Origin of the sequence: Microvirga terrestris (assembly GCF_015694425.1) — a bacterium.
Classification (GTDB): domain Bacteria; phylum Pseudomonadota; class Alphaproteobacteria; order Rhizobiales; family Beijerinckiaceae; genus Microvirga; species Microvirga terrestris.
The window spans coordinates 227629-246218 of the sequence record NZ_JADQDN010000003.1 but is presented as its reverse complement, the minus strand read 5'-3'; the positions used below and the strand labels follow the sequence as shown (position 1 = coordinate 246218).

At 64.0% G+C, this 18590-nt stretch carries 17 protein-coding genes; 9 read left to right on the top strand and 8 right to left on the bottom strand.

What is annotated here, in order from left to right; genetic code table 11:
* The first annotated feature begins 58 nt into the window (after nucleotides 1-58).
* Nucleotides 59-1207, top strand: a complete 1149-nt coding sequence (locus I2H36_RS08185; RefSeq protein ID WP_196263401.1) for an iron-containing alcohol dehydrogenase — start codon at nucleotides 59-61, stop codon at nucleotides 1205-1207.
* A gap of 8 nt (nucleotides 1208-1215) precedes the next feature.
* On the top strand, nucleotides 1216-1650 hold the full coding sequence (locus I2H36_RS08180; RefSeq protein ID WP_196263400.1) for an acyl-CoA thioesterase: 435 nt from the start codon (nucleotides 1216-1218) through the stop codon (nucleotides 1648-1650).
* On the opposite strand, the gene I2H36_RS08175 is transcribed toward I2H36_RS08180, so the two are convergent.
* Together I2H36_RS08175 and I2H36_RS08170 are read right to left on the bottom strand one after the other, a co-directional pair.
* Nucleotides 1634-2560: a DMT family transporter gene (locus tag I2H36_RS08175; RefSeq protein WP_196263399.1), complete on the bottom strand. Its 927-nt coding sequence runs from the start codon at nucleotides 2558-2560 to the stop codon at nucleotides 1634-1636. The two genes, I2H36_RS08180 and I2H36_RS08175, sit on opposite strands and share 17 nt — an antisense overlap.
* A gap of 8 nt (nucleotides 2561-2568) precedes the next feature.
* A complete protein-coding gene (locus I2H36_RS08170) occupies nucleotides 2569-2979 on the bottom strand; it encodes an NUDIX domain-containing protein (protein ID WP_196263398.1) in 411 nt (136 codons plus the stop codon).
* Between the two features lie 204 nt (nucleotides 2980-3183).
* Here I2H36_RS08170 and I2H36_RS08165 point away from each other — a divergent pair, with 204 nt between their 5' ends.
* Nucleotides 3184-3561, top strand: coding sequence for a hypothetical protein (locus I2H36_RS08165; protein ID WP_196263397.1), 378 nt, complete (start codon nucleotides 3184-3186; stop codon nucleotides 3559-3561).
* Nucleotides 3562-4064: 503 nt separating this feature from the next.
* Here the strand turns inward: I2H36_RS08165 and argJ are convergent.
* A complete protein-coding gene (gene argJ / locus I2H36_RS08160; RefSeq protein ID WP_196263396.1) occupies nucleotides 4065-5306 on the bottom strand; it encodes a bifunctional glutamate N-acetyltransferase/amino-acid acetyltransferase ArgJ in 1242 nt (413 codons plus the stop codon).
* A gap of 235 nt (nucleotides 5307-5541) precedes the next feature.
* Nucleotides 5542-6450 (bottom strand): peptidylprolyl isomerase, encoded by a 909-nt coding sequence (locus I2H36_RS08155; protein WP_196263395.1) that lies wholly within the window; start codon nucleotides 6448-6450, stop codon nucleotides 5542-5544.
* Nucleotides 6451-6698: 248 nt separating this feature from the next.
* Here I2H36_RS08155 and secA point away from each other — a divergent pair, with 248 nt between their 5' ends.
* The 4 genes from secA to I2H36_RS08135 all read left to right on the top strand — a co-directional run bounded on the left by secA (nucleotide 6699) and on the right by I2H36_RS08135 (nucleotide 12504).
* Complete coding sequence (gene secA / locus I2H36_RS08150; protein WP_196263394.1) at nucleotides 6699-9509, top strand: preprotein translocase subunit SecA; 2811 nt, start codon at nucleotides 6699-6701, stop codon at nucleotides 9507-9509.
* A gap of 92 nt (nucleotides 9510-9601) precedes the next feature.
* A complete protein-coding gene (abc-f, locus tag I2H36_RS08145) occupies nucleotides 9602-11224 on the top strand; it encodes a ribosomal protection-like ABC-F family protein (protein ID WP_196263393.1) in 1623 nt (540 codons plus the stop codon).
* A 183-nt stretch (nucleotides 11225-11407) separates the two neighbouring features.
* Entirely contained in the window at nucleotides 11408-11791 is a 384-nt protein-coding gene (locus tag I2H36_RS08140) for a response regulator (RefSeq protein WP_036358554.1), read from the top strand.
* A gap of 5 nt (nucleotides 11792-11796) precedes the next feature.
* Nucleotides 11797-12504 (top strand): protein phosphatase CheZ, encoded by a 708-nt coding sequence (locus tag I2H36_RS08135; RefSeq protein ID WP_196263392.1) that lies wholly within the window; start codon nucleotides 11797-11799, stop codon nucleotides 12502-12504.
* Between the two features lie 136 nt (nucleotides 12505-12640).
* Here the strand turns inward: I2H36_RS08135 and I2H36_RS08130 are convergent, their stop codons facing one another.
* From I2H36_RS08130 to I2H36_RS08120, 3 genes are all read right to left on the bottom strand, one after another.
* Nucleotides 12641-13918 (bottom strand): L,D-transpeptidase family protein, encoded by a 1278-nt coding sequence (locus I2H36_RS08130; RefSeq protein WP_196263391.1) that lies wholly within the window; start codon nucleotides 13916-13918, stop codon nucleotides 12641-12643.
* A 260-nt stretch (nucleotides 13919-14178) separates the two neighbouring features.
* Complete coding sequence (locus tag I2H36_RS08125; RefSeq protein WP_196263390.1) at nucleotides 14179-15132, bottom strand: acetyl-CoA carboxylase carboxyltransferase subunit alpha; 954 nt, start codon at nucleotides 15130-15132, stop codon at nucleotides 14179-14181.
* Between the two features lie 136 nt (nucleotides 15133-15268).
* Nucleotides 15269-16003, bottom strand: coding sequence for a class I SAM-dependent methyltransferase (locus I2H36_RS08120; protein ID WP_196263389.1), 735 nt, complete (start codon nucleotides 16001-16003; stop codon nucleotides 15269-15271).
* A gap of 117 nt (nucleotides 16004-16120) precedes the next feature.
* Between I2H36_RS08120 and gloB the strand changes: the two genes are divergently transcribed.
* Nucleotides 16121-16888, top strand: coding sequence for a hydroxyacylglutathione hydrolase (gene gloB, locus I2H36_RS08115; RefSeq protein WP_196263388.1), 768 nt, complete (start codon nucleotides 16121-16123; stop codon nucleotides 16886-16888).
* 32 nt (nucleotides 16889-16920) lie between these two features.
* Nucleotides 16921-17685: a GNAT family N-acetyltransferase gene (locus tag I2H36_RS08110; RefSeq protein WP_196263387.1), complete on the top strand. Its 765-nt coding sequence runs from the start codon at nucleotides 16921-16923 to the stop codon at nucleotides 17683-17685.
* Here the strand turns inward: I2H36_RS08110 and yddG are convergent.
* On the bottom strand, nucleotides 17657-18532 hold the full coding sequence (yddG, locus tag I2H36_RS08105; RefSeq protein WP_196263386.1) for an aromatic amino acid exporter YddG: 876 nt from the start codon (nucleotides 18530-18532) through the stop codon (nucleotides 17657-17659). The genes I2H36_RS08110 and yddG overlap by 29 nt on opposite strands.
* Between the last annotated feature and the right edge of the window lie 58 nt (nucleotides 18533-18590).

The following is an 18590-nucleotide window of genomic DNA, read 5'->3' as shown; positions in this document are numbered from 1 at the left end:
GGATCCGGGTTGCTGCCTCGGCAAGCACGAGGCATCTTCGGCGCCAGAGGAAATATCCATGTCGCCCTTCACCTTCAACACCACTCCGTCCCTCGTCTTCGGTTCCGGCAGCATCGCGCGTCTCGGCGAGATCGCGGCTCATCGTCTCGGGCCTCGCGTGGCGCTCGTCACCGATGTAGGTCTCGTGAAAGCCGGGCTCATCGCGTCGGCTCTCCGCGCTCTGGAGGAGGCAGGCATCGCCGTCGACGTGTTCGATGCGGTCGTGGCCGATCCGCCGGAAGACGCGGTGCTCGCAGCCGTTGCGAAAGCGAAGGCGTTCGACGCGCGCGCCGTGATCGGCTTCGGTGGCGGCTCCTCCATCGACGTGGCAAAGCTCGTGGCGCTGCTGGCTGCCGGCGGCGAGGCCCTGTCCGACATCTACGGCGTGGGGGTCGCGAAAGGACCGCGCCTGCCCCTGCTCGCCATTCCCACCACCGCAGGCACGGGATCGGAGGTGACGCCGATCTCCATTGTGACCACCGGCGCACACGAGAAGAAGGGCGTCGTGTCGCCGCTCATCATCCCAGACATCGCGCTGCTCGATCCCGATCTCACGCTCGGTCTTCCGCCGCATGTGACGGCCGCCACCGGCATCGACGCGATGGTGCACGCGATCGAGGCCTATACCTCGACGAGTGCCAACAACAATCCGGTCTCGCAGGCACTGGCCAAGGAGGCGCTGCGCCTGCTCGGGCGCAACATCGAGCGCGCGGTGCATCAGGGACAGGATGGGGAGGCGCGCTCCGCCATGCTGCTGGGCTCCATGCTGGCGGGCCAGGCGTTCGCCAATTCCCCGGTCGCCGCCGTGCATGCCCTGGCCTATCCCATCGGCGGGCATTTCGGCATTCCGCACGGGCTCTCCAACGCCCTCGTGCTGCCGCATGTGCTGCGCTTCAATGCAAGCGCTTGCGAGCAATCTTACGCGGAGCTCGCCCCTTACGCCTTCCCGGAGCTCGAAGGCCGCACAACGGGATCGGCCTTCGTCGAGGCGCTGGCCTCTCTGTGCACCAAGGTGGGCTTGCAGCCGCGCCTGCGCGACGTCGGCATTCCGCAGGAGGCTCTGCCGATGATGGCCGAGGATGCGATGAAGCAGACGCGTCTTCTGGTGAATAACCCACGCCCGCTTAGCCTTGATGATGCGCGCGCGATCTACGAAGCGGCCTGGTGAACGTCCCCATGTCGGACCGTCCCGCGCGCCCTGAGCGCTCCGCCTTCAAGTTCTTTCGCCCCATCGCCACCCGCTGGATGGACAACGATGCTTATGGGCACGTGAACAACGTGCATTACTACTCGTATTTCGACAGCGCCGTGAACGGCTGGCTGGTCGAGAAGGGGTTGCTCGCGATCACCAAGAGCCCTGTTGTCGGCCTCGTGGTCGAGTCGGGCTGCACCTATTTCGAGAGCGTGGCCTTTCCCGACGCGCTGGAGGCCGGGATTGCGGTGGCGCATCTCGGGCGCTCGTCGGTGCGCTATCGGATCGGAATCTTCAAGCAAGGGGCCCGAGCGGCGGCCGCGCAGGGCCACTTCGTCCATGTCTATGTGGACCGGAAAACCCAGACACCGGTGGAGATCCCAACCGAGACGCGCGCCATACTCAGCGAGCTGATCTGATCCGCCCGCTCAACGACACGAGCGCCACGCCGGTTAGCACGACGGCACCGCCGATGATCTCGCGCAGACCGATATGCTCGTTGAGGAAAAGGACGGCAAGGGTCACCGTCCAGACCGGCTGGAGATAGCCGACCATCGAGGCCCGGGTCGGACCGGCGCGGCGGATGAGCCGCATGAAGAGCAGGATCGGCAGGGCGGTCGAGACGATGCCGAGCGCCAGCAGCGAAACCGCACTGTCCGGCACCGCTGCAAAGGCGGAAGGGCCTGCAAAGACGAGGGCCAACGCGGTTGCCGGAATGGCGGAGCATATCTGCTGACCGAGAGCGAGGCGGGCCGGGTCAGCATGCTTGATCGAGCGGACATAGAGATTCGCGGCGGCATAGCTGAAGGCGGTCGCCACCATGGTGAGCACCCCCCAGGCGCTGATGCCGCTGTCCGGCAGGGCCGCAGGTCCAATGAGAATGCCCATGCCTGCAAGGCCGACGACGACACCCACGAAGCGCCGCGGGGTCAGCCGTTCGTCCGCGTAAAGCAGGTGCGACAGAATCGCGACGATGAGCGGCCCCGAGGCCTGGATCATGGCCGCCGGAGCGGTTCCGATTTGGGTCAGCGCATGCGCCGTCAAGACGTTCGGGATCCAGCCGTTGAAGGCGCCGAGCACCACCCAATGGTGCCATTGGCCATGGTCGGGACGGAAGCTTTTGGCCTGTACGGCAAACCACAAGGCCAGGGCGGACGCGCCAATGAGGCCGCGGATCGATGCCAGCACGAAGGGGTTTATGCTTCCGCTGAGCTTGATGAACAGGAACGAGGTGGACCACAGCATTGAGCAGACGAGAAGGTTCGTCGCCATGAAGACCGGGGTCGGAGCTGTGGGAAGCGCGGCGGCTTCACCCTGTGCGGCGGACATGGGCGCCCTCAGACCAGGAGATCGACGAGGAAGGGGATCAGCGGCTCATCGGCTGGCGGCATGGGGTAAGAGCGCAGCTCCTGCGGCTTTACCCATTTCAGCCCCTGTCCCTCCATCGGCTGCACCAAGCCCTCCCAGCGACGGCAGATATAAAGCGGCATGAGCAGGTGAAAGGTCTCGTAACCGTAGCTCGCGAAGGTCAACGGCGCGAGGCAGGGTTCCTTCACGATGATCCCAAGCTCCTCGCGCAACTCCCGGATCAGCGTCTCCTCCGGCCGCTCGCCCGGCTCGACCTTGCCGCCGGGAAACTCCCACAAGCCCGCCAGCTGCTTGCCCTCCGGCCGCTCGGCCAGAAGGATGCGGTTGTCCGTGTCGATCAGGGCGACGGCGACGACGAGGGTGAGTTTGAGAGGGGGCACGTCGGAGATCCGCTTGGGCGCGTAGCGTGAGAGGTCGGGCCGGTTCTTAGCCTGATTTCCGGGCCGGAGCGAACTGAAATCTGGTGTGCGTGACGGCACAGGTTCGGCGTGAGCGCCCGATTCACCTTTTTGCTGAAAATGCGTCTCGGTATAAATCAGTTCATGTTACTAAATTACGCATATGACAACGCAAGGAGGTCTCCAATGAGCAAACATCTCTTCCTCGTGGCAGCAAGCCTCGTAAGCTGTCTGGCCCTTGGATCCGCTGCGGAGGCTCAGGATTGCTCAGGGGCGCCGGTCTACTTCAGCGGCGAGATCGTAGAGATCGAAAGCGCAATGACCGTGAAAGCGGGGAAAGGCTGCTTCTTCAACATCAGTGGCATTCCGGGTGCGCTCACCGAAACGGTGATTTCGCAAAAGCCTAAAGTCGGCAGGGCAGGCGTCGAAGGTCTCAAGCCCTATTACCTCGCCAAGCCCGGCTATCAAGGCGCTGACGAATTCGCCTACACCTTTATAGGGCAGGGGCAGTATGGCGGGCCGATGAAGGTAACCATCCGGCGGAAAATCACCGTTGTTCCTTAACCTTGCTGAAACACAAAGAACTCATCGATTTCCAATCGGCCGGATAGATACAATCAAGATTGTATCAAATAAAGGTCAAAACACAGCTTGTGGGGGCACATGCGACACCTGATTGCGATCGCTACTTCGATTTTCCTATTCTATTCGACCAACGATGCGCAGGCACAACTCCTGCAGGGCAAAAATTGCTCCTATCCTGCTTTTCGAACCGCACAGGGAGAAACTGCCGATCTGGAGATGACGGTTAGAGCCGGAAAACCATGCAGGATTACTTTGGGTGGCTCGCTTGCTGCCATTTCCGAAGCGCGAATCCTAAACAAGGCGTCTATTGGATCTGCGACTGCGCAGGGAACATCTGTGATTTATTTGGCAAGGGCTGGGTTCACCGGTTCGGATCAGTTTACGTGGGCTTGGGTCGGAAAAGACCGGTGGGGCAGTGACAGGACGTGGCCAGTTCAGGTCACTGTCAAAGTTATTCCTTAGCCGCTCAGCCGAGGCAGCATTCAGCTCCGGTAGTCGCCGTTGATCTCCACATAGGCCTTGGTGAGGTCGCAGGTCCACGCGGTGGCCTCACCGCGGCCGAGGCCGAGATCGACGCGGATCGTGATCTCGTCGCCCTTCATATAGGTGGAGGTTTTGGCCTCATCGTAGTCCGGATCGCGGGCGCCCTTCACGGCGACGCGGATGTCGCCGAACCAGATCGCGAGCTTGTCCCGCTCGGCGGGCTCGCCCGCTTTGCCCACCGCCATGACAACGCGGCCCCAATTGGCATCCTCGCCGGCGACCGCGGTCTTCACCAGGGGTGAGTTGGCAATCGCCATGGCAATGCGCTTGGCGGACGTTGCGCCCGTGGCGCCGGTTACCTTCACAGTGACGAACTTGCGCGCGCCCTCGCCATCGCGGGCGACCTGCTGGGCGAGGTCGCAGAGCAAGCCCTCGAGCGCGGCGCGGAACTCCTTGAGGCGCCGGTCGCTCGGCAGCGAAATGGTGGGCGCTCCCTTGGCGGCGGCCGTGCCCGTGGCGAAGAAGAGCAGCGTGTCGGACGTGGAGGTGTCGCTGTCCACCGTCACGCAGTTGAAGCTCTTGTCGGCGCCCTTCTTCAGCAGAGCCTGCAGCGCAGGGGCGTTGATGGGCGCATCGGTGAAGATGAAGGACAGCATGGTCGCCATGTCGGGGGCGATCATGCCGGCGCCCTTGGCGATGCCATTGATCGTCACGTCGACACCGCCGATCTTCGCCGTGCGGGTCGCCACCTTCGGGAAGGTGTCGGTGGTCATGATGGCCTTGGCGGCATCCGTCCAGCCGGTGGATTTCGCCTTCTTCTCGCAGGCCGCGAGGACGCCCTGGAACTTGGTGGCATCGAGGGGCTCGCCGATGACGCCGGTGGACGCGATGAAGACCTGTGAGGCGCGGCAGCCCGCAGCCTCGGCGGCGATATCGGCGGTGAGCTTGACTGCTTCCGCGCCTTTCTTGCCTGTAAAGGCGTTGGCATTGCCCGAGTTGACCACCAGCGCCCGCGCGGTGCCTTTGCTCAAATTCTTGCGGCACCAGTCGACCGGGGCCGAGGGGCATTTGGAGCGAGTGAAAACACCTGCCACGGCCGTGTCCTTCGGCAACGTCACATAGAGCACGTCCGTCCGGTTCTTGTATCGGATGCCGGCTTCTGCCGTGGCGATCCTGACACCCTCGAGCGAGGGAAGCGTCGGAAACGACGTGGGCGCGAGCGGAGACACTGTCTTGGACATGGAGGACCCGGGCAAGAGCTGTTGGGATACGACGTTGCGAGCGCGACCTGTGGTTTTTTAACGCTTTTTGTCAAGTGCAAGCTTCAGCGAACGTCATTGTACGCAACGCTGCGCGACTTCGCCCTTGGTCGTTACTGGATAGGGATTTCCGCCTTCGAGGGGATGACAGCGAGAGTGTCCTCAAACGAAAAGGGCGGCCCGAAGGCCGCCCTGAACTTTTCTGAAGCTGAAGACCTTACGGCTGCTTCTGCTCGACGAGATTGCCCTTGTCGTCCAGGCGCTCGACCTTGGCGTTCTTGCGCAGGCCGAGGATCAGATCCTGCTGGGCCTTGCGGGCGAGATAGGTTTCCACCTGATCCTTGGTCTCCTCGAAGGTCGGGGCCGGCTTGTTGCGCTTCTCCTCGACCTTGATCACGTGCCAGCCGAACTGGCTCTTGACGGGATCGGAGATCTGGCCGGCCTCCATCTTGAAGGCCGCTTCGGCGAAGGGCTCGACCATGCGGTCCTTGGTGAAGAAGCCGAGGTCGCCGCCGTCGGTCTTGGAGCCTGGGTCCTTGGAGACCTCGCCGGCCACCTTGGCGAAATCCTCGCCGCCCTTCACGCGGGTTGCGATCTTCTTGGCGTCGTCCTCGTTCTCCACCAGGATGTGGCGGGCCCGGACCTCCTGCTCGGCCGGCACGCTCTTGACGGTCTCGTCATAGAGCTTGCGGGCAGCCTCCGGGGTCACGGCCTTCTTGGACTCCTGCTCGAGGTATTCGTCGAGAAGGGTCTTGTCCCGGTTATAGGCGAGCTTGCGGGCGAATTCGGCCCCGCTGCCGACCTTGGCGGCCTCGGCTGCCTTGGCACCGAGCTTCAGGTCGATCAGGTAGCCGGTCAGAAGCTCGCGCTTCTGCTCGTCGGGGACGTTGGGCATCTGCAGGGCCGAGTCCTCGGCCGCGATGGCCAGGTCGCCTTCCGTGATCTCGATGCCGTTAACGCGGGCCACCACCTTGGCGGGGTCGACCGCCGGCACGGCGGCCGCCGAGGTCGCGGGAGCCGGCGGGGTCGGAGCAGGAGGGGTCTGGGCAAGGGCAGGGCCGGCCAGAAGCGGCAAGGCGGCGCCGAGGGTCAGAAGGCTCTTCCGAACGTTAAGTGAGCGATTCATTAATGTTTCCTCTGGTGAGCGTGATCGCCCACGGACAGCGACGATCAGATGGCCGAATGTGTTTACGTTTGCAAGTGATGGCATATTTATGTCACAGCATCGCCGCTCGCGGGGTCTTGAAGGCCCTTCCGGGCGGCCCTTGAGGCTGCGCCACTCAGGCACAGCCTTTAAGATGCACTCTGGCATAATTAGGTCTATAAGGCGGCGCAAACGCCCCTTGTCTCTTTACGGAATTTCGAAGGCTCCCGATGTTCGGTTCTCTCGCGAAGAAAATCTTTGGCTCGGTCAATGATCGCCGGCTGAAGTCCTACCGGCCCAAGATCGCGGCCATCAACGCGATGGAGGCCGAGCTGGAGGCCCTGTCCGACGAGCAGCTCCGCGCCCGCACGGAGGACTTCAAGGCTCAGCTCGCGGCAGGCCAAACCCTAGACGACATCCTGGTGCCGGCCTTCGCCACCGTTCGCGAGGCGGCCAAGCGGACGCTGGGCCAGCGCCACTTCGACGTCCAGCTCGTCGGCGGCATGGTCCTCCACGAGGGGTCGATCGCCGAGATGCGCACCGGCGAGGGCAAAACCCTGGTGGCGACGCTCCCGGTCTACCTGAATGCGCTCGCCGGCAAGGGCGTGCACGTGGTGACGGTGAACGATTACCTCGCCAAGCGCGACTCGGAGTGGATGGGCCAGATCTACCGCTTCCTGGGACTGTCCGTCGGCGTGATCGTCCACGGGCTCGACGATGTGGAGCGCGCCCAGGCCTATGCGGCGGACATCACCTACGGGACCAACAACGAATACGGCTTCGATTATCTTCGCGACAACATGAAGTACGAGATGGCGCAGATGGTCCAGCGGGGCCACAACTTCGCCATCGTGGACGAGGTGGACTCGATCCTGGTCGACGAGGCCCGCACGCCGCTGATCATTTCCGGTCCGCTCGATGACCGCTCCGACCTCTACAATGCCATCGACGTGGTGATCCCGCGTCTCGACAAGAGCGATTACGATCTCGACGAGAAGCAGCGCTCCGTGTCGCTCACCGAAGACGGGACCGAGAAGATCGAAGGGCTCTTGCGGGAAATCGCCCTGCTCAAGGAGGGCGATCTCTACGACGCCCAGAACGCCACCCTGGTCCATCACATGAACCAGGCTTTGCGCGCCCATACCCTGTTCCAGCGCGACAAGGATTACATCGTCCGCAACGGCGAAGTGGTCATCATCGACGAGTTCACCGGCCGCATGATGCAGGGCCGCCGCTACTCGGAGGGCCTGCACCAGGCGCTCGAGGCCAAGGAGAAGGTCCAGGTCCAGCCCGAGAACCAGACGCTCGCTTCCATCACGTTCCAGAACTACTTCCGCCTCTACGACAAGCTCGGCGGCATGACCGGCACGGCGGCGACCGAAGCAGACGAGTTCCTGGAGATCTACAACCTCGAAGTGGTCGAGATCCCGACCAACCGCCCCGTCTCCCGCATCGACGACGACGATGAGGTCTACCGGACGTTCGAGGAGCGCTACAAGGCTGTGATCCGCGATATCGAGGAGGCTTCCGCCAAGGGACAGCCGATCCTGGTGGGCACCACCTCGATCGAGAAGTCCGAGCATCTGGCCGATATGCTGGTCAAGGAGGGCTACACCCTCATCGACTTCGAAAACCCGCAGGCGCTGGAGCCTCTCTACCGCGACGCCCGCGCCGGACGCGGCACCAAGCACTTCGCGGTGCTGAATGCCCGCTTCCACGAGCAGGAGGCCTTCATCGTCGCCCAGGCCGGCGTGCCGGGCGCGATCACGATCGCCACCAACATGGCCGGCCGCGGCACCGACATCCAGCTTGGCGGCAACGCCAAGATGCGCGTCGAGCGCGAGCTCGCCGGCGTCGAGGGCGAGGAGCGCGCCCGTCGCGAGAAGGAGATCCTCGACGAGGTGGCGTCCTTCAAGGAGAAGGCGCTCGCCGCCGGCGGCCTCTACGTGCTCGGCACCGAGCGTCACGAGTCGCGGCGCATCGACAACCAGCTGCGCGGCCGCTCCGGTCGCCAGGGCGATCCGGGCCGCTCCAAGTTCTACCTGTCGCTCCAGGACGACCTGATGCGCATCTTCGGCTCCGACCGCATGGACGGCATGCTGCAGAAGCTCGGCCTGAAGGAAGGCGAGGCCATCATCCACCCGTGGATCAACAAGGCCATCGAGCGGGCGCAGGCGAAGGTCGAGGCCCGCAACTTCGACATCCGCAAGAACATCCTGAAATACGACAACGTCATGAACGACCAGCGCAAGGTCGTGTTCGAGCAGCGCAAGGAGTTCATGGCGCAGGAGAGCGTGCGCGAGACCATCGACGACATGCGCCACGGGGTGATCGAGGACGTCGTCGCCCGCGCCATCCCCGAGAATGCCTATGCCGAGCAGTGGGACGTGGCAGGCCTGAAGGAGAATGTCCTCAACTTCCTCAACCTCGATCTGCCGGTCGAGGAATGGGCCAAGGAAGAGGGCATTGCCGACGACGAGATCCGCGAGCGCATCACCAAGGCGGCCGACGAGGCTTATGCCGAGCGCGTCGAGGCGAACTCAGCCGAGGTCATGAACTATGTGGAGAAGCAGGTTCTGCTGCAGAGCCTCGACCACCTCTGGCGCGAACACCTCGTGACCCTCGACCACCTGCGTCAGGTCATCGGCTGGCGCGGTCTCGCCCAGCGCGATCCGCTCAACGAGTACAAGTCCGAGGCCTTCGAGCTGTTCAACGGCCTGATCGGCCATCTGCGCGAGCAGGTGACGGGCCAGCTCATGCGCATCCAGGTGGTGTTCCAGCAGCCGGAGCCGCAGGAGCTGCCGCCCATGTTTGCCCAGCACCTCGATCCCGCCACCGGCGAGAACGAGTTCGACTTGGCCCGCGGCGGCGCCTCCGGGGCTGGTCCGGCGCTCGGCTTTGCGGCTGCTGCCGCCACCGAGCCGACGCCGTCCCGCGACCCGAACGACCCCGCCAGCTGGGGCCGTGTCAGTCGCAACGAGCCCTGCCCCTGCGGTTCGGGCAAGAAGTTCAAGCACTGCCACGGACAGTTCGTGGCCTAAAGCCGCCACGCTCTGAACCATGTCCATGAAAAGCCCGGCCTCAAGGCCGGGCTTTTTCTGCGCCGTCCAACATCTTCAAGTTTCAAAGACCCATGATTCGTATCGAGAACGTCAGCAAGCAGAGCAGCCACCGGATCCTCTTCATCGAGGCGTCGGGTACCCTTCAGAAGGGCGAGAAGATCGGACTCGTGGGCCCCAACGGCGCGGGAAAGACCACGCTCTTCCGGATGGTCACCAAGGAGGAGCAGCCGGACGAGGGCCAGATCTCCGTCGATCGCGGCATCACCATCGGGTATTTCAGCCAGGATGTGGGCGAGATGGCGGGCCGCAGCGCCGCCGCCGAGGTGATGGAGGGCGCCGGCCCCGTGAGCGCGGTGGCGGCCGAGCTGCGCGAGCTCGAAGCCGCGATGGTCGATCCGGACAAAGCGAACGATCTGGATAAGATCATCGAGCGCTACGGCGAGGTGCAGGCGCGCTACGAGGAGCTCGACGGCTATTCGCTGGAGGGCCGTGCCCGCGAGGTTCTGGCAGGCCTCGGCTTTTCCCAGGAGATGATGGACGGTGATGTCGGCGCCCTGTCGGGCGGTTGGAAGATGCGCGTCGCGCTTGGCCGCATCCTGCTCATGCGCCCGGACGTGATGCTCCTCGACGAGCCGAGCAACCATCTCGATCTCGAGAGCCTGATCTGGCTGGAGGAGTTCCTGAAGGGTTATGACGGCGCGCTGCTCATGACCTCGCATGACCGCGCCTTCATGAACCGCATCGTCAACAAGATCATGGAAATCGACGGCGGCTCCCTCACGACCTATTCGGGCAACTACGAATTCTACGAGCAGCAGCGTGCGTTGAACGAGCAGCAGCAGCAGGCGCAATTCGAGCGCCAGCAGGCGATGCTTGCGAAAGAGATCAAGTTCATCGAGCGCTTCAAGGCGCGTGCCTCCCATGCCGCCCAGGTGCAGAGCCGGGTCAAGAAGCTGGAAAAGATCGACCGGGTGGAACCGCCCAAGCGCCGGCAATCTGTGGCGTTCGATTTCCTGCCCGCGCCGCGCTCAGGTGACGATGTGGTCAGCCTCAAGAACGTGCATAAGCGCTATGGCAGCCGCAGCATCTATGAGGGCTTCGACTTCGGGGTGCGCCGGAAGGAGCGCTGGTGCGTCATGGGCGTCAACGGTGCCGGCAAGTCGACGCTCCTGAAGTTGGTGGCGGGCGCCGCCGCGCCCGACGAGGGATCGGTGACCATCGGGGCGAGCGTCAAGATGGGCTACTTCGCCCAGCACGCCATGGAGGTCCTGGAGGGCGACCGCACGGTGTTCGAGTTCCTGGAGGATTCCTTCCCGCAGGCCGGGCAGGGGTCCCTGCGCACGCTCGCCGGCTGCTTCGGCTTCTCAGGGGACGATGCGGAGAAGAAATGCCGCGTGCTCTCCGGCGGCGAGAAGGCGCGCCTCGTGATGGCCAAGATGCTCTACGATCCGCCGAACTTCCTGGTGCTCGACGAGCCCACGAACCATCTGGACATTGCCACCAAGGAAATGTTGATCGACGCGCTGTCGAAGTACGAGGGCACCATGCTCTTCGTCTCGCACGACCGCCACTTCCTGGCTGCCCTGTCCAACCGCCTCCTGGAAATCACCCCGGAGGGTGTTCACCAATATGGCGGCGGCTACACTGAATACGTGGCGCGCACCGGCCAGGAGGCTCCTGGCCTGCGGCACTGAACGCCAAACGCCATGAGATAAAACTTCGAAGCCCGGCCGTTTGGCCGGGCCTTTTGCTGCGGTGACGCCAGCTTGAGGCAAGCATCGTGCAGGATAAGGCAAGGACCGAACAACCTTTTCGAAGAAGCGTCCCTCAAAAGTCCTTCTTCACATTTCCTTTCTCACTTTGCAGGCCGAACCATCATGGCATTGAACACGTCTCTTCCGGTGCTCATCGTTGACGATTACCAGACGATGCTGCGCATCATCCGCAACCTGCTGAAGCAGATCGGCTTCAACGACGTCGACGAGGCGAAGGACGGCTCCGAGGCTCTGGGCAAGCTCAAGGAGAAGAAGTACGGGCTGGTGATCTCCGACTGGAACATGGCGCCCATGACCGGCTTCGAGCTGCTGCAGCAGGTGCGGGCCGATGCGGAGCTAGGCAGCCTGCCCTTCATCATGATCACCGCCGAGGCCAAAACCGAGAACGTGGTCGCGGCCAAGCAGGCCGGCGTCAACAACTACATCGTCAAGCCCTTCAACGCCGATACCCTTCGGTCGAAGATCGCCGCCGTGCTGGGTGAGTAGTCGCCATGCGTCTCCCACCGCCTGTATCCTTTGACCCTTTGAGCCTGGATCTCCTGGCCCAGTCCCGCGAGAGCATCGCCGCCCGGCGGCATGCCGAGATCATGCGGGGCATGGCGGCTATTCACGCTGCTTTGGAGCCGAGCAGTGGGGCCTCCAAGGCCCTTCTGGATCAGATCCGAACCGATCTGCGCGAGGCGCTCCACCTCAAGGATGAGCTCGACGCCATCACGGAGTCGATCCAGCGCACCAAGCGCGAAATCGCGACCCTGCACTCCCACAGCCCGGGCGGGCAGGTGACGAGTGTCACCGACGAGCTCGGAGCCGTGGTCTGCGGCACGGAGGCTGCCACCAACAGTATCCTGGCGGCGGCGGAAGAGATCGACGAGATCACCGGATCGCTGGCCTCCCGCCTGTCGGGCGACGATGCCGAGATGGCCCGGCGGATTTCGGACCGGGTGATCACGATTTTTGAAGCCTGCAATTTCCAGGACATTACCGGCCAGCGCATCAGCAAGGTCGTGGGCTCGATGAAGTTCATCGAGGAGCGCGTGACCCAGATGGCGCAGATCTGGGGCGGCCTGGAGAGCTTCAACGACGTGGAGGCGTTCAAGATGCCGGAGCGGGAAGGAGACGAGGCTCTCCTGAACGGACCGGCCCTGGACAGCGACCCGAACCGCACCTCCCAGGATGCCATCGACGCCCTGTTCGGGTAATGGACAAATCAAATGTTTGAAAACGCCTGTGCGGCCCCTTGAGGGCGTTTCTTTTGCACTGACTGTTGACAAGTCCACATCAAACAAAAAGCCCGCCGGTAAGGCGGGCCTTTTCATATTGTGATGAGCGGCTCGATCAGTTCGCGTTTGCAACCTTGACCGGTGTCGCAGCCTGAGCCCGCTTCTGCAGCACAGGCTTTGGGCCGGGAGCCGTTTTGGCAATGGGACCAGCTGGCGCCACCTGGACTGTCGCAGCTGCGGGCTGTGAAGAGGACGTGCTGAAGAGGTCGGCGACGCCGCCGAACATCTTCTTGTAGAACGGGGTCTCCTCGGAGGCGGGAGCCGCTGCAGCAACCGCCACCGGAGCCGTCTGCTGGGTCACGGCCGCGCGGGTCTCAGCCTGCGGGACGGGAACTTCCTTCATGGACGCGAAGGCCAAAGCGGTCGGCGGCGCCTCCGGCACTTCCTTGCCTGTGTCGTTGAGGGCGATCACCCGCGGACCGGACGAGATGCCCTCGGTCCGGCTCACATAGCCGAGCTTGTCGTCCGATACGCCCGTGATGTTGGCGAGCGCCGTGCGGAAGGATTCATGCGTGTCGCCATCGTGGTAGACGAGCTTGACCGGCTTTTCGCCCTTGGCGACGAGCTCCGCCACTTCCTGCTCGTCCTGGGCGCGCTTCTGCGCCACGACGGAGGCCGCGTCGGGATCGATGTTGAACTCGTAGCGCCCACGGCCGACGGCGACCCGGAGCTCGTCCTTCGTAACTTCGAAGGTGTCGGCGCCTTCCTTCAGGTTCTTCCAGAAGGCGATGTTCGGGTCGAGGCGGTGCTTGGCCAGGTTCTCGGCCGTCATCCGGAACGGATAGGACTGGAACTGGAAGCCGCGCTGTCCGGCGCCGAGGGCCTCGCGGGCGATGGCGTAGATCTCGGCCACGTTCTGGTCCGTCATGGCGAAGCAGCCGCGCGACGAGCACGAACCATGGACCATGATGTCGCCGCCGCTGCGTCCCAACGACCGGTCGAGCGCGTTCGGGTAGCCGGTATCGAACGACAGGTAGAAGTTGGAGTTGGGGTTCATCTGCGCCGGGGTGACCGTGTAGAAGCCTTCCGGCACCTGGCGGTCGCCCTCGCGGTTCTTGGGGCCGAGCTGGCCCGACCAGCGGCAGACCGGGTAGGTCTTAAGGAGCGCGTACTTCCCGTTGGAGCCGCGCTTCCAGATCTCCAGCTCCGATTCCTTCTTGTAGGCCCGGACCAGGATCGGGTCTTCCTTGGACATGCCCTTGGTCGACATCAGCGCCATGGTGGCCGCCGGAATCGGCACAAGATGGCGCGTGGAGCCACGGGAGAGATTATCGTCCTGGCAGGCAGCAAGCGCGAGCACCAGGCTCGCGGCCAATGCGATACGCTTCATCATGGGGACCCCGCAATTTTTGATCTGCCCGGCGCCTTTGCCGAACAGTTCCCCTTTACCCCTAAATCGTTAGCCTTAACCCGCCCTTACTGCAAGCGGGGCCATGATGGAGTCGTGGTGAATAGAAGGTAAAAAATCCGCTTTTGGCGGCTTTTCAGCCCGTCTCTTTGGAGAGGATAGCTCTCTTTGGAGGTAAAACGAGGCCCTGGGCGCCGGAGCCTGCCCTTGTTGAGCGCAGTCCGTCCGCCATGGGAGAGGCCGGGTCAGAGCTTGCGCCCGATGGCGAGGAACTTATCGGCCCGGTGATCGCGGATCTCGGCCGGTCCCATGTTGCCGAGATCGTGCAGGGCTTCCTCGATGGCGTTGCCGGCGGCTTCGATGCTCGCCTGCGGGTCGCGATGGGCGCCGCCCACGGGCTCCGTCACGATGCCGTCAATGATGCCGAGACGCAGGAGGTCCTGGGCCGTGATCTTCATGTTGGTGGCGGCGTCCTGAGCTCGGGCCGCGTCGCGCCACAGGATCGAAGCCGCACCTTCCGGCGAGATCACGCTGTAGATGGCGTGTTCCAGCATCAGCACCTTGTTGGCGGTGGCGATCGCGATGGCGCCACCGGATCCGCCCTCGCCGATCACGAGGGCAACGTTGGGGACGCCGAGGGATAGCTGCATCTCGGTGGAGCGGGCGATAGCCTCGGCCTGCCCGCGCTCCTCCGCCTCGATGCCCGGATAGGCGCCGGCAGTGTCGACGAACGAGATCACCGGCAGGCTGAAGCGGTCGGCCATCTCCATCAGGCGGACGGCCTTGCGGTAGCCTTCGGGTCGGGCCATGCCGAAATTGTGCCGGATGCGGGTCTCGGTATTGTGGCCCTTCTCCTGGCCCATCACGCAGACCGGCTGGCCGCGGAAACGCCCGAAGCCGCCCACGATGGCCTCGTCCTCGGCGAACTTGCGGTCGCCGGCGAGCGGGGTGAACTCGGTGATGAGCCCGGCGCAGTAATCGATGAAATGCGGTCGCTGGGGGTGGCGCGCCACAAGGGTCTTCTGCCAGGGGGTGAGCCGGCCGTAGAGATCCTTCAGGGCGTCGGCCGCCTTGACCTCCAGGCGGGAGATGTCGTCGGCAATGGAGACGGCGTCCCGGTTCTCACCGAGCGCCCGAAGCTCCTCGACCTTGGCTTCCAGCTCCGCGACGGGCTTTTCGAAATCGAGATAACTGCGCATCAGACTCTATGGGAAAATTGAAGACCGGCGTGGCCCGATAGCCCTGCCGAAGCGGGGCGGACACTGGCGTTTCGGGCAGCCCAAGTCAAGTTGAGCCCTGCCTTAGTCCCGTAAAACGCGGCGGAATCAAGGACAATCAGCCTAGATGCGAGGCAGGCGCTGGAACGAAAACCGGCGAGAACCGGCGCGAGCGCTGCACGGCCCGCACGGCACCGGGCCGGTAGAGCTGCTTGGTTGCCTCAACGATATGAAGGCCAGCGAAGGGCAGGGAGAATCCGGCGCCGACCTGTTCCCAGGCCTGGGCGGTCTGGAGGAGGAAGCGGTTGCGTAAGGGGGGCACGTAGAGGGTCTCGGCCCAGCCCTCCGGAGAGAACCAGGTCTGTCGCATGAGGCTTTTCAGCTGCGAGCGGCTGTAGGGCTGGCCATAACCGAAAGGCGTAGTGTCCATCCGGGCCCAGAGTCCACGCCGGTTGGGCGCCACCAGAATGATCCGGCCGCCCGGGGTGAGGATGCGCCAGATCTCGTGCAGGAGCTCGCTCGGGCTCTCCACCGTCTCCAGAGCATGGACCACGAGAACGCGGTCGATGGAGGCGTCGGGGAGGGGCATCATCAGCGGATCGACGAGGGCCGAGGCCGAAGCTCCGGAGCGGGGCCAGTTCACTACCCCCTGGTTTGCCGGCATGAAGGCGAGCGTGCGCTCGCTCTCATTCTTCACGGCCGAGAGATAAGGCGGTGCATAGCCGAGGCCGAGCACGCGCAATCCCGTCAGCGGACCCCAGAACCGGTCGACGGCCCGGCCCACGAAGCGGCGCGTCACCGCCCCAAGAGGGCTGGCATAGAAGCCGCGCAGATCGGTGATGTCGATGCTCATGACCTCAACAGGCTGCCTCTCGGGCTCGTCCGATACTGGCAATCGAGGGTGCGGGGTCTGGTTTCACGAACGGACTGTCCCATGATAGCTCAGAGCACATCAAGACAAGGTTCCTCGATGTCAGCCCAGATCCACGCCTTTCTCTGCCTTCAGGACAATATCGGTGTTCTGATCCACGATCCCAATACAGGCGCCTGCGCGGCCATCGACGCGCCGGACGAGGGCGCTATCCTGGCAGCCTTGTCTGAAAAAGGCTGGCAGCTCACCGACATCCTCGTCACGCACCGCCATGGCGATCATGTGCAGGGAATCGATGGCCTGAAGCGCCGCACCGGCTGCCGGGTGGTGGCGCCGGTCAAGGCGCGCGAGGCGGTGCCTCATGCGGATGCCTATGTGCGCGAGGGCGACACGGTGCATGTGGGCGGCCTGCAGGCGCATGTGTGGGAAACGCCGGGCCATTGCCTCGACCACGTCTCGTATTGGTTCGCGGCGGATCGCGCGCTGTTTGCCGGCGATACTCTGTTCACCCTCGGTTGCGGGCGCATGTTCGAGGGCACCTACGCGGAGTTCTTTCACTCGCTGCAGCGCTTGGCCGCCCTGCCGGAGGAGGCGCGGGTCTATTGCGGGCACGACTACACGCTGTCGAATGCGCGCTTCGCGCTGGCGGCGGATCCGGACAATGCGGCGCTGAAGGCGCGCGCCAAAGAGGCGGAGGATGCGAAGGCGCAAGGCCGCTTCTTGGTACCGTCGACGATCGGCCAAGAGAAGGCGACCAATCCTTTCCTGCGCGCTGGGGAGCCAGCGCTCGCGAAATCCGTTGATAAGCAGGGAGCCAGTCCCGTGGAGGTGTTCCAGGCCTTGCGCGAATGGAAGAACCGGTTCTGACATAGCGGGATTCTGCAGGAGCGGACAGCCTCATGAGCGACCACAGCCTCATCATCGGACTCGAGAGCCGGCTCCTGAACGCCTGGCCCTCGTTCGATTACCAGACCTATGACGGCTGGATCCTGCGGCTCGCCAACGGCTATTCGAAACGGGCCAATTCCGCCACGCCTTTCCTGCCCGGCGCAACCCTCGACGACGAGCTTATCGACTACATGATTGCCCGCTTCGTCGAGGCCAATGTGCGCCCGACCTTCCGTCTCAACGGAGTCGAGGCTCCTGATGTGGACGAGCGGCTGAAGCTGCGCGGCTTCAAGGAGATCGAGGCGACGCATGTTCTTACCGCGTCCATCAGCAGCGAGGATTGCGAGCGCGATCCCGAGGTGGTGCTCGAGCCGCAGGTCTCCAAGCGCTGGGTGCGGGAGGCCGCAGGATCCTATGGTGGCGACAAGGCCGATGACGAAACCCTGATGAAAATTGTCTCGCGCATCCGCCAGAAAGCAGCTTTTGCCACGCTCAGCCTCGATGACAGGCCCGTGGCCTGGGGCCTCGGGGTTGTGGAGCGCGGCTATGTTGGCCTTTACGATATCGTCGTCGCGCCGGACCTGCGCGGCATCGGCCTGGGCCGGCGCGTGGTTTCGAGCCTCATGGCCTGGGGCTGCGGGGAGGGGGCGCACACGGCCTATCTCCAGGTGCGCGAGGAGAACGAGATCGCCCGCTCGCTCTATGGGGCGCTCGGGTTCGGCACGGCCTACCGCTACACCCACCGGGTCATGCCGGGACGCTCTGCTTCGGGGTGAGCGTTGCCACGAGCGCTCCCGCCACGATGAGGCCGCAGGCCAGGGCCAGCGAGAAGGTCAGCGCCGCGTAGCCGGCCACCACCAGCAGCAGGGTCGAGAGCACCGGCGTCGCGTAGGAGGCGACGCCGAGAAAGCGGATGTCGCCCTGCTTCATGCCGATGTCCCACACATAGAAGGCCGCGCCCACCGGGCCAATGCCGAGCGCCACAAGGGCGAGCCATTGCGTCGTCGTCTCGGGCCAGACAGTGGTCTCGAAGGCCAGATGGCAGACGAGGCTAAGCAGCGAGGTTGCGAGACAGAAGCCCGCCACTGCGTCTGTCGGCACCTGGCCAAAGCGGCGCGAGAGCACCGAGTAGCCGGCCCACACGAAGGCGGCCACGAAAGCGCATAGATAACCCGGCATGTACTCCGCCCGCGCGTCGAAGGCGCCGCGGCCCGCGATCAGCACAATGACACCGGCGAAGCCCAGCAGCGCTCCGACGATATGCGCCCGCCGCAGATGCTCGCCTGGAAGAAACGAGGAGAAGAGTACGATCAGGAGCGGCCAGAGATAGTTGATCAGCCCCGACTCGGCTGGCGGCGCCCAGCGCAGGGCCGCGAAATAGAGGGCGTGATAACCGAACAGGCCGCCGACGCCCAAGGCCCAGACGACCGGTTTCTGGCGGAGCGCCTTAAGCCCCTGCGGCCGCGCGATCCAACTCGCCACACCCACCATCCCGCCGACCAGGAAGGTCATGGCATTGAGCTGAAACGGCGGAATTGTGCCGGTCGCCGCCGTGAACAGGGCGAGCATGGACCAAAGGAGAATGGCCGTGAGGCCGATGGTGGTGGCGGTGCGAGTCGTCATGATGACCGCCATAAACGAAAGCCCTCCCGATGAGGAGAGCCTTCAGTGCATCGCTGAA

Bases quoted from the DNA above. Each gene is read 5' to 3' on its own strand.
- I2H36_RS08155 (WP_196263395.1), bottom strand. From the start codon at position 6,450: ATGAATCGCTCACTTAACGTTCGGAAGAGCCTTCTGACCCTCGGCGCC.
- abc-f (WP_196263393.1), top strand. From the start codon at position 9,602: ATGATTCGTATCGAGAACGTCAGCAAGCAGAGCAGCCACCGGATCCTC.
- I2H36_RS08185 (WP_196263401.1), top strand. From the start codon at position 59: ATGTCGCCCTTCACCTTCAACACCACTCCGTCCCTCGTCTTCGGTTCC.
- I2H36_RS08125 (WP_196263390.1), bottom strand. From the start codon at position 15,132: ATGCGCAGTTATCTCGATTTCGAAAAGCCCGTCGCGGAGCTGGAAGCC.
- I2H36_RS08140 (WP_036358554.1), top strand. From the start codon at position 11,408: ATGGCATTGAACACGTCTCTTCCGGTGCTCATCGTTGACGATTACCAG.
- gloB (WP_196263388.1), top strand. From the start codon at position 16,121: ATGTCAGCCCAGATCCACGCCTTTCTCTGCCTTCAGGACAATATCGGT.
- I2H36_RS08110 (WP_196263387.1), top strand. From the start codon at position 16,921: ATGAGCGACCACAGCCTCATCATCGGACTCGAGAGCCGGCTCCTGAAC.
- I2H36_RS08135 (WP_196263392.1), top strand. From the start codon at position 11,797: ATGCGTCTCCCACCGCCTGTATCCTTTGACCCTTTGAGCCTGGATCTC.
- I2H36_RS08175 (WP_196263399.1), bottom strand. From the start codon at position 2,560: ATGTCCGCCGCACAGGGTGAAGCCGCCGCGCTTCCCACAGCTCCGACC.
- I2H36_RS08120 (WP_196263389.1), bottom strand. From the start codon at position 16,003: ATGAGCATCGACATCACCGATCTGCGCGGCTTCTATGCCAGCCCTCTT.
- argJ (WP_196263396.1), bottom strand. From the start codon at position 5,306: ATGTCCAAGACAGTGTCTCCGCTCGCGCCCACGTCGTTTCCGACGCTT.
- I2H36_RS08130 (WP_196263391.1), bottom strand. From the start codon at position 13,918: ATGATGAAGCGTATCGCATTGGCCGCGAGCCTGGTGCTCGCGCTTGCT.
- yddG (WP_196263386.1), bottom strand. From the start codon at position 18,532: ATGACGACTCGCACCGCCACCACCATCGGCCTCACGGCCATTCTCCTT.
- I2H36_RS08180 (WP_196263400.1), top strand. From the start codon at position 1,216: ATGTCGGACCGTCCCGCGCGCCCTGAGCGCTCCGCCTTCAAGTTCTTT.
- I2H36_RS08165 (WP_196263397.1), top strand. From the start codon at position 3,184: ATGAGCAAACATCTCTTCCTCGTGGCAGCAAGCCTCGTAAGCTGTCTG.
- secA (WP_196263394.1), top strand. From the start codon at position 6,699: ATGTTCGGTTCTCTCGCGAAGAAAATCTTTGGCTCGGTCAATGATCGC.